At 70.7% G+C, this 9,671-nt stretch carries 7 protein-coding genes; all 7 read right to left on the reverse strand.

Annotated elements, in window-relative coordinates:
* Positions 1-60: 60 nt before the first annotated feature.
* The 7 genes from ABZ078_RS38870 to ABZ078_RS38900 all read right to left on the reverse strand — a co-directional run bounded on the left by ABZ078_RS38870 (position 61) and on the right by ABZ078_RS38900 (position 8,564).
* Complete coding sequence (locus ABZ078_RS38870) at positions 61-2,472, reverse strand: hypothetical protein (RefSeq protein ID WP_356583252.1); 2,412 nt, start codon at positions 2,470-2,472, stop codon at positions 61-63.
* Positions 2,469-5,075 (reverse strand): ATP-binding protein, encoded by a 2,607-nt coding sequence (locus ABZ078_RS38875; RefSeq protein WP_030381394.1) that lies wholly within the window; start codon positions 5,073-5,075, stop codon positions 2,469-2,471. The genes ABZ078_RS38870 and ABZ078_RS38875 overlap by 4 nt, the downstream gene beginning before the upstream one ends.
* Positions 5,076-5,118: 43 nt before the next feature.
* Positions 5,119-5,682, reverse strand: coding sequence for a hypothetical protein (locus ABZ078_RS38880; RefSeq protein WP_356583253.1), 564 nt, complete (start codon positions 5,680-5,682; stop codon positions 5,119-5,121).
* Positions 5,679-6,023, reverse strand: a complete 345-nt coding sequence (locus ABZ078_RS38885) for a hypothetical protein (RefSeq protein ID WP_356583254.1) — start codon at positions 6,021-6,023, stop codon at positions 5,679-5,681. Before ABZ078_RS38885 ends, ABZ078_RS38880 begins: the two co-directional genes overlap by 4 nt.
* A gap of 17 nt (positions 6,024-6,040) precedes the next feature.
* Entirely contained in the window at positions 6,041-7,168 is a 1,128-nt protein-coding gene (locus ABZ078_RS38890) for a conjugal transfer protein (RefSeq protein WP_356583255.1), read from the reverse strand.
* A complete protein-coding gene (locus tag ABZ078_RS38895; RefSeq protein ID WP_030578818.1) occupies positions 7,165-7,431 on the reverse strand; it encodes a hypothetical protein in 267 nt (88 codons plus the stop codon). The genes ABZ078_RS38890 and ABZ078_RS38895 overlap by 4 nt, the downstream gene beginning before the upstream one ends.
* Before the next feature lie 182 nt (positions 7,432-7,613).
* Positions 7,614-8,564 carry a hypothetical protein gene (locus tag ABZ078_RS38900; protein WP_356583256.1) on the reverse strand — a complete coding sequence of 317 codons (951 nt, stop codon included), beginning with the start codon at positions 8,562-8,564 and terminating at the stop codon, positions 7,614-7,616.
* Between the last annotated feature and the right edge of the window lie 1,107 nt (positions 8,565-9,671).

Below are 9,671 nucleotides of genomic sequence, written 5' to 3' on the forward strand. Positions count from 1 at the left end.
GGTGGTTCTGGTGCGGTGATCTGGGCGGCCGGGACCTGTGGGGTCCCGGCCGCAGTCCGGCTACGGCCGGGGCTTGGGCGGGCCGGGCGGCCGCGTGGCACGCCGGATGGTCCGAGGCGGAGCCGGCGGCTTGGCCGGGGTCGACTTCTTCGCAGCCGGGGGCGTCGGCGGCGCAGGGGTGGGCGGGGTGGGCATCTTCGGCACCGCGGCCGGCCCGGCGGCCGGGGGCTTCACCGAGCTCGGTGTCTTCGTGCCAGCCGCCGCCGGCGCGCCACCGGGGGTCTTCGGCGCGACGGCACCGGCCCGGGGCCCAGGAGGATTCCCTGCCTTCGGATCCGGCTGAATCTGGGCCAGACCGAGGTGGACCTGGGCCTTCGTTCCCTGCTTCGCGACGAACTTGCCGGCCGTGACGACGTTGCGCTTGTACTCGGCTCCGAAGTCCTTGGCCGCCTGGACCTTCTTGTCGACGGTCCGTGCCTTGACGGCCTTGAGCTGGTCGCGCACCTGCCCGGCACGGGCCGTTGCCGCGGCAGCGCCTCGCTTCGTCGCGGCGACTCCCCGGGGAATGCCCACCGGCGCGCCCACCGTGGCCATGAAGGCGAACTTCGTCGCCTTGGCGCCGTACTTGGCGGTGGCGGCGGCCGCCTTGCCGGTGGCCATGGTGGCCCTGCCGCCCCGGGTCTGGGACATCTTGTTCGCGGCCGCCGTGGCCAGCCGGTTCTTCAGGGTCTGCTTGGCCGCCTGCTGCGCCGCGACCTTCGCGGCTGCGCTGGCGCCGCCGGTGCCCACAGCCGCGGCGGCGTTGGTAGCGAGTCGGGCCGCGGTCCGCAGCCGGCTGGCCTTGCGGTTGGCCTGCGGCGAGCCGACCCAGGCGTTCTTGGCGGTCTTCAGGCCCTGGCCGACGGGCCTGCTCACGCGCCTGGCCTCGCCGCGGGCCTCACTCCACATCTGCTTCAGGCCGGGGGCGGTCTCGGCGTACCGGCCGGGGCTGCTGAACACGGAGCGGCGGCCAGCCCCGCCTACGCGGGCGTTGGCGAGCTTGCGGTTGAGGTTGACCGCGATGCTCTGGGCAGTTTGCTTGATGCGCTTGTGACCGGCCAGGCCGGCGATGGCGGTGACGTCGATGACGATGAACTTGACGGCCAGGACGTCGCCGGTGTCCGCGTCGATCAGGGCCAGGACGATGAGGATGAAGATCGCCAGGAAGAGAATGGCGATGATGATGCCGAGGACGGCCTTGGTGATTGCGGAGCACCAGCGCCACAGGGTGGCGCGGCCGCCGCCGGGCAGGATGCCGGCGGTCAGTGCCCAGTGGCCGCGGATGGCTTCGAAGGCCAACCAGCCCTGCGCGGTGAGGAACGTGCCGGTGACAAGAACCATGAGGATCGCCACGATGACGGCGGCGATGGCGACAAACAGGGCGGAGAAGGCGAGGTCCGCGGAGGCACGCTTGGCCTTCGGCTTCACATCCCCGCACGCGGCCTCGAACTTCTTTGCGTTCTCGTTGAGCTGCCCGATGAAGTTCGTGTCGTACATCGAATCCATCACCATGGCGTCCCAGTAGTTCATCCCAAGCTGGTTGAGGTTGAACTCGGCGAGCTTGAACTGTCGGAAGGCCTTGTCGCACTGCCCGTCGAAGGTCTGCCCGTAGACCATGAGCTGGTTGGGCTTGACGATGAACGCCTCCACCAGGGCGTCGGTGATCGGCTTCGCCACGTTGTTGGGGTCGGCACTGCCCTGGGCGCTCGCGGGATCGTCTGCCAGCACGATGCTGGCGACCTCGAGGGTGAAGTCCTTCGACTTCCCCAGCAAGCCCTCCTCGGAGAGGAGCATGGTGGAGCCCTGTGCCTGCGGCTGATCGTGCTGGCCGAGCAGCACCTGGGCCGGCGAGACGAGCACGGTAGTGGTCAGCGCGGCGACGACCAGGGAGACCCCGATCTCGGCGAAGCCGCGCGAACGCTCCTTGAAGAGGATCAGCCAGCCGCAGTAGAAGCCGGCGAACGTCAGGAACAGGCCCGGCAGGCCGAGCCGGTCGATGACCTGGGACTTGAGGGTGCTGGAGATGTCCTCGACGGGTCCGACCATGACCTTGGCCAGGCCGAAGTTCAGCGCCCACTTGATCAGCCAGCAGGTGAAGCCGATGACCCACTTCGAGACGCCGAAGAACAGCTGGGCGACGATGTTCCAGATCTTGAGGTCGATGTCCTTCCAGCCGCCCGTGTCCGTCTTGACGGTGTAGGAGCTGATCGGGACGCCGTCCTTGTCCGTCACATTGAACGGCTGAAGGAGGCCGTCGCTGCCGTCCTTCGGCTTCTGGTTCAAGTTCGGGGGGCCGGCTGCAGGAGCGGACGTGCTGGGCGACGGCGCCGGATCTGCCATGGCGGCAGGGGCCAGCACCACGCTGAAGAGGGCCAGCAGGACGGCGATGAGCCCCAGGCGCCGCTTGACGCGCCCTCGCTGTATGTGGCTCATGCGAGGGCTCCGTCCGCCTCGGCGAACAACTCCACGGCCTCGTCGTCTTCTTCGTCGCGCTGCCCAGGCGTTGTGGTGATGGCGGCGGCCGCGTTCTCATCGGCGGGGATCAGCACCTTGATCCCACCGATGCGCTTGCGGAGGTCTCGGTACAGGCCCTCGCCGGCCCGCAGGGCGCGCTCGGTCTCGCTGACGTTGAGCGGGCTGAGGTTCTCGGTGATGACCTTGAGCATCTCGTCGTCGGTCGGGTCGAGGTCGAGGAACTCCAGGCAGCGTGCGGCCAGCGCCTTGCCGCGGTGGCGGAAGACGAAGATGTGGGACAGCAGCGCCCGGATCTTGTCGCCGATCTCGGACTTCGGGCCGATGTCGTAGGGGTCGTGGCTGCCGGCGAAGGCGCCGGCGTTGTGCTTGCGGCCGTCGGCGATGAGCTCGAGCAGCAGGTTGGAGCCCTCGGCGGACGAGGTGAGCCACCAGCACTCGTCGAGGAAGACGCCGGCGAACTCGTTGGGGTCGGCGAACGCGATCTCGCGGCAGAGCGCGGTCATCAGGTACATCAGCCGCCAGCCGAACCGCTTTTCGACCTCCAGGCTCGGGAGGCGGTGCTCGGAGAGCTCCTCCTTGGTGGGCAGGCCCAGGCGGTCGACGGCGAAGACGATGCTGTCGGCGTCGGTGATCCGTACGACCGGCAGCGTGGGGTCGAAGATGACGCGGCCGAGGTCCTTCTTGGCCAGCGACCGCAGCTTGCGGACGAGTTCGGAGGCGGCGGCACGGACCGCGGCGTCGTTCGGCTCCTCCGGGTCGGGCGTGCGGGCCCGGTTGGCGAGCGTGTCCATCAGCGCGGTCATGCTCGGCTTGGGGCCGAGCCGGGTGGCCTCGATCGCCTCGGCGAGGGTGATGCCCTCGATGCTCATCGAGCCGATGTCCAGGAGCGGGGTGAGGAAGGACTCGGTGTAGCGGGCGGCGCGCGGGCCGCGGAAGACGCGCAGGGGGTCGAGGGAGACGCCGGCGTTCTCGTCGACGTTGATGATCTGCGTGGTGCCGGGGCAGGCGTTGGCGAACCGCGACCACTCCTGCTGCGGGGTGCGGTCGATGACCAGGGCGCGGCCGCGGGAGTTCCTTTGCCCGGCCCGGTGGCCGGTGGTCAGGATGCTGTACATGGCGCACTTCATCGCCACCGACTTGCCGGAGCCGAGCTCGCCGACGAACGCGGCGGACGCGGAGGCGTTGACGCGGGGGCCGTGGGAGAAGTCAACGAGCACGGGGCGTACGCCGCCGCCGTTGAGCTGGAGGCCGAAGAGGCTGCCGGAGTCGTCGCCCAGGCCGGCGCCGCAGAACGGCATCGACATCGCGAAATCGCGGGCCAGGAGGTACTGGGTGTAGTCGAGCATCGGGCCGGGCGTCTTGGTGCCGGGCAGCATGCCGTGGAAGAGCGCGACCTGGTCGCCGGTGGGCCTCACGAGCGTGTAGTCGTTGCCGCCGAAGTGGTTGGCCAGCGACGTCGCCTTCTCGTCGGCCTCCTCGGGGGTGGTCCCCCACACGCAGGTGGCGACGGTGGCACGGATCTCGACCTCGGTGGAGGAGGCGGTGAGCCGGTCGCGGTACTCGTCCAGGGCGAGGGACGCCTTGTCGAGGGAGGCCGGCACGCCGGAGGTCTCGCCGTCGTACTCACCGCGCTGGTGCGCGAGCTCGCGCTGCTGGCGCCGGGACTTCGGCTCGGCCTTCGAGCCGGACTCGACGTGCAGACGGACGGCCCAGTCCACGGGGAAGTTGAACTCGTCCAGCGCCGCCAGGTACTCGCTGCCGGGGAACCGGAAGGCTTCCGGCATCTCGGAGAGCACGCAGAACGCCTGGTAGGAGTCGCCGTGTTCGCTGGTGGCGCGCAGGTAGCGGCGCTTGAACGGGTTGGTCGGACCCTTGGAGGCCCGGGTGCCGCGGCCGCCCTCGTCCAGGATCACCTGAGTGTGGGCGGTGACCGTGTGGCCGCGACCGCGAAGACCGCGCGGTGCGCCGTCCTCGGGCAGGAGCGGCTCGCTCAGGCCCCGGCGGGCGCTGTGCCCGTAGATCCACAGGATCTCCGCCTCGGTGGCAGGCCGCATCTTGATGCCGGAGGGCCAGCCGGCGGCCAGGCGGGTCGCCTGCTCCAGGCGCTGGCGCTCCTCGGAGAGCGATATCGGGGCGACCGGCAGACCGAGCGTGCCCATCACCTCCGCCTGGAGGGAGGAGAGGACCGCCCGGGCGCTCTGCTTGAAGTCGAGGTGGGGCAACGGGACGGCGAGGAAGTCGACGCGGCCGGTGAGCTCGAGGTCCTGGAGCTGGTCGAGGACCTTCAGCGCCAGGTCGACGTACTCGGGGGAAGCGTCGAGGTCGACGCCGGCGGTCATGCGGGTGACGACCGACGCGGCGTCGACGCTCGGGCACAGGCTGAGCAGGAGGGCCTCGCCCCGCAGGGACTTGAAGAGGGACTCCAGTGCGTCCAGCCGCTCGCGCTTCGTGGACTTGGAGGCGTGGGTGTAGTTCTCGGTGTCGACGCGCCACACCGCCCACACGGTGGCGGCAGTGGTCCAAATCAGGTGGCCGCTGATGTGCCGGACGGGGAGACGCATGGGGTTCTTCTTTCTGTGCTGGTGGTGACGACGGGGCGGCTGGTTACTGCTCGTCGAGGGAGGCGAGGAGGGCCTGCAGCCCGGTCTTCGGCTCTGGCCGGCTCGCTGCGGCCGCCGCTGGCACAGGTGCCGGGCGGGCTCTGCGCCTGGCCCCGGGTGCGGGCGCTGCAGCAGGCTGCGGGGCCGCCGCCGGGGCGGGTCGCTCGGCGGACCGGACGCGCACCGTGCAGGTGGCGGTCGCCAGTCGAGGCCGAGCGACCTGCTGCGGCTTGCCGGCCAGGCGCCCCTGGGCCGGAGTGGAGGAGTAGATGAGCAGGCTGCGCACGGCGCGTGCCGGATCGCGGCCGTCGAGCCGCGCGTACCGCAGCACCCAGGCCAGACCCCAGGGGATCAGCGCCATGAGGATGAAGTTCATGGCGCCGAAGTGGGCCCACAGATCCTTCGTCATGACGAGGAGCCCGAAGGTGACCACCATGGTCATGACCTGGGTGATCGTGTAGGGCCCTCCCGGGAGCCGGCCGGCTCCCGGGAGCTTGCCGATGACGAGCGGGTGCCGACGGGCGCGCGTGTACGAGTGCCCGATCAGCTCCTCCTCCGAGGCGCTCACGAGACCTGCCAGCCCTCACCCGCCAGCGCGGGGGCGTCACCGGCGACGTGGAACTTGGAGGCTGCCGCGGCCCCGGTGTCGTTGATCTCGGAGCCGACCTTGGTCTGCAGGACGTTGAGGTTGCTGATCCCCCAGAGCACGAGGGCGGCCAGGACGAAGGCGACGAGGGTGCCGACGAAGGAGCGGGTCTTCCACCAGGCCATCAGCACGGCGATGATCGCCATGAGGGCGGCCACGGTGAGAACCAGCGCGCGGACCTGCCCCGTCTTGGTGTTGGCCCAGTCGAGGACGTCGCCGGCGAGGACGACGTGGTCGGGGTTGGCGGCTGCCAGGGTGTGCATGAACGATTCCTCTTTCTTCAGGAGTTCGACGGCGACGGCGAGGGAGATGCCGTGGCTGCGTCGGGGCTAGGGGTGGTGGTGTGCGGCGCCGCCGAGGGCGGGCTGCTCGCGCGGATGGCCGGGGCATCGTCGACGGAGGCGACCTCCCAGCGGCCGGCGCGGGACTTGAGGGTGAGCGCGTAGCTCAGCGATGCCGGGCTGCCGGCCTGGTCGGTGGCGTCGACCTGGACCAGCTGGTGCAGCACCGTGCCGTCGGCTGGCACCTTCTGCTGGCCCGGGCCGGACGAGTCGTCCTGGACGCCGGTCACCTTCACCGCGGCGTACGGCGCAGGGGTGATCGGCTGCAGCCGGGTGCCGGGCGAGGTGTAGCGGTCGAGCTCGGTCGTACCGGTCAGGTAGGCGGCCAGGAACCCGCGCGCGGTCTCGACCGACGGGTCCGCACTGCTCGACCCGCGGTCGGTCTCGTACGCCAGGCCGCCCGGCTTGAGCGCGGCAGGCGCGGCCACCTGCGCCGGCAGCGATGTCGCCACGTAGCCGGCAGGGGCAGCGCCCTGCGCGGTTCCGCCGGCGCCAGCCGGGCCGGTGGCCTGGATGCCGACGCGGAAGTACTGGACGCCCAGCCGCGTGGACTTGCCTTTGTCGTCGTGGGCGGTGACGTCGGCGGCAACGGTGATGGACCAGTAACCCGGCTGAACCTCGCGGGATGCGATCACGGTGGACTGCGTGGCCGTGCGGGTCCCGGGCTTTACCGCGAGCGCGACGGAGCCGGAGTAGTACGGCGCCAGGTCCCGCTCGGTTCCTTGGCCGGCCTGCAGGTAGGCGGCGACGAACAACTCGGCGAAGCCGGCCGGCCCGACCGGCGACGCCGGCGTCGCCGTGGCGACCGGCTTGGCCGCGCCCTGGGCCGGAGCGGACGAGGAGAGGAACGCGAGCGCGCCGAGGACGGGGCCGGAGACAACGAGCACCCAGACCCCGGCGCGGACCAGCCGGGAGAGGCCAGCCATCTGTGCCGTGCTGGTCTTCCACCCGGTCTCGTCCGGCTCGTCCGCCGATGTCTCCTGGGGCTCGTCGACCTCCTCGTCCCAGGCCTCCGTCTCGACGAGGTGCTTCTTGGCCGCCTTGCGCTGCCGGCGCGGCCGCTTCACGAGGCCCTCCGCAGCGCCTGGACGGTCAGGACCGTCGAGATGCGCTCCTTGAGCTGGTCCGGCGTGCGCTGCAGCAGCACATCCCACGACGCAAGAGAGGCCTCCGACTCCCTGTCGAGGAAGGCGCGCATCTGCTCGTGCAGGTCACGGTCCATCGGCCGGCTCACCAGAGCAGCGGCGATCTTGGTCAGCTCGCGCGAAGCACGGGCCACACGGGCCTCATCGGCGTCGAGCAGCTGTCGGCCGGTGCCGGCCGGGGACATCGTGGTCACGTCGGTTCTCCCGGAGTCGAGAAGAGTGGGGGTGGATGTTCAGGTGGGGCTGGACCGATCTGGCGGCCCTCTCGCCTGCTACAGGTGTTGAGGAAGGGCGCGGTGTGACAGTCGGGCTGAAGTTTTTTCGAGCGACTTCCGCCGGCGCCTGGTCCGACGGGCGCCGGCAGCTCTCAGGCCGCGGCGCGGTACTGCGAGAGGTCCGACTTCGCGCGCAGCGTGCGTACGGCACGGCTGGCGTGCTGCCGCAGCAGGTCTCCCTCGTGGCCCATGGACCGGGTGGTCATGTGGCGCTGGTCGGGGCGCTGCGAGGTGGACAGGTAGTACCGGGCGATGCGCTGCGCCTCGAGCTCCTTGAGCGCTCCGACCTCCACCGCCCACAGCAGCAGGTCGAGGACCTCCGTCCGTGTCTCGTGACGCGACAGGGCCGGCTCGTCGACGTCGACGAGCTCCATCTGGGCGGCCCGCATCAGCAGGTCGGCGAGCTCGACCGTGCGGTGGGGGGTGTCGGGGTCCTCGCTGGAGACGACGTGCGTGTATCGGGTGTGGTGCTCGGCCGCGGCCAGCGGGGCGACACCGGCGGCGAACTCCTGGAGCTCCTCGATGTCGTCGAGACAGGCGGCCAGGGTGCGGCGGGCGAGCTGCAGGGTGTCGAGGGCGAGGTTGTTGAAGATCCGCCGCGGCCGTCGGTCGAGCGGGTAGGTGCGGACGACCTCGAAGGCGGCGCCGAACACGGCCGCGCACACGTCGTCCCACGGCAGGCCGGTACGGCGCTGGGTCTTGGCCATCAGGATCGCCTTGGGCAGCAGGACCCGGACCGTGATCCTCCACGCGAGGTGGGCATCGAAGCCGACCCCGGCGGCCCGCTCGACCAGCAGGTGCATCACGCGGTCGTGCTGGTCGAACTCGCCGCGGCGGTGGAGGTCGGAGATCTTGTCCACGACATCCTGGGGCGTTGCTGCTCCGATGAGCTCGGCGTGCTCCTCCGCCCAGGCGGCCACCCGGTCGGCGGCCCTCAGGTCGCGGCAGAGCACGTCCCAGTCGCGGTTCATCAGGGAGATCGTGGTGTAGCGGGTCACGGACTCGGAGGAGTCGGTTGCCGGGGTGTGCTGGGTGGTGGCCACGTCCGTGTCCGTCCTTTCGCGCCATCTGGTCTCGATGGCGCTCACACTCCCGACACCCCCCTTGACCGCGGTCTGACCGCTCTCGCGGCGCGACGAGGTCAAGGGGAAACGGGCCGCGGCACCTGAGTGGCCCAGGTGGGCAAGGGGGCCGTGGTCAAGGGGTGGGCGGAGTGGTCAAGGGGGTGGACGCCCACCGCGTGGGGTGGACGGAGGTGCGCCCCACTCCGGCCGGGGCCGGGGTGGAGTGGACGAACTTCGGCGCCGGCTCCATCACCGGATCGGATGGAGCCCACTGAGTGGATGGACCGCGCCTCTCGTCGCGGAACTTGCGCACGTCCACGCGGTGGCCACCCAGTGGGCTCGGCGCTCCCACCCATAGCCACCGCCATCGCGATGGACTCCATCGCCAACTCGGGTGGAGACCCGCGGCCCCGCCGTCACATCCGGACGTCGTTCCGTACCGCTCCGTGCGCGAAGGGCGAGACACTCCCGGCCCCATTGGACCGGCCGCCCGCCCGTGCCGGTGCAGTGCGCCAGCCTCCGCGGTTCTGGGTTGGGAACGCCCGTGCTGTTTCCCCTTGACCTCGGCCCAGGTCAAGGGGAAACAGCAGAGGCGCAGGCCCGTGGTCAAGGGGTGGAAGGGAGGCCGGTCAAGGGGGTGGGAACGACAGATGAGGCATCACCAGAAGCCGCCTGCCTGAGACCCACTCCGGGTGGGGGCACATGCCGCTCCCCGCCTCGTCCACCGTGCGTCATCGATGGACGCCACCGGTGCACTGGGTTGGATGGAGCCCACTGTGTGGGTGGGCAAGACCCGGCCCATGCGGTTTCGTCGACCAGGTGGTGCGGGCCGATGGACGACACCGCGATGGACGGGTGGCTATCCACCGAGTGGCTCCATCAGACCGCGGAGCACTGGATGGAGCCCACTCAGTACGCAGTGCCCACGGTGGGAGTGGACCCCGCGAGTTGCCGGCGTGGTCCCCGGAACGTGCGGAGGCCCGCCCCGATGCCGGACGCTGTTGGTAAATCCGGGTCTTGCGTGACGACGGCCTGTACGACCCCGTTGGGGTGGTGCAGGCCGTCGTCATGTCCAGGGGTGGGGTT

The organism is Streptomyces sp. NPDC006385 (genome assembly GCF_040612485.1).
GTDB lineage: Bacteria > Actinomycetota > Actinomycetes > Streptomycetales > Streptomycetaceae > Streptomyces.

Excerpts from the sequence above, each read along its gene's own strand:
- ABZ078_RS38870 (WP_356583252.1), bottom strand. The coding sequence starts at position 2,472 with ATGAGCCACATACAGCGAGGGCGCGTCAAGCGGCGCCTGGGGCTCATC.
- ABZ078_RS38875 (WP_030381394.1), bottom strand. The coding sequence starts at position 5,075 with ATGCGTCTCCCCGTCCGGCACATCAGCGGCCACCTGATTTGGACCACT.
- ABZ078_RS38885 (WP_356583254.1), bottom strand. The coding sequence starts at position 6,023 with ATGCACACCCTGGCAGCCGCCAACCCCGACCACGTCGTCCTCGCCGGC.
- ABZ078_RS38895 (WP_030578818.1), bottom strand. The coding sequence starts at position 7,431 with ATGTCCCCGGCCGGCACCGGCCGACAGCTGCTCGACGCCGATGAGGCC.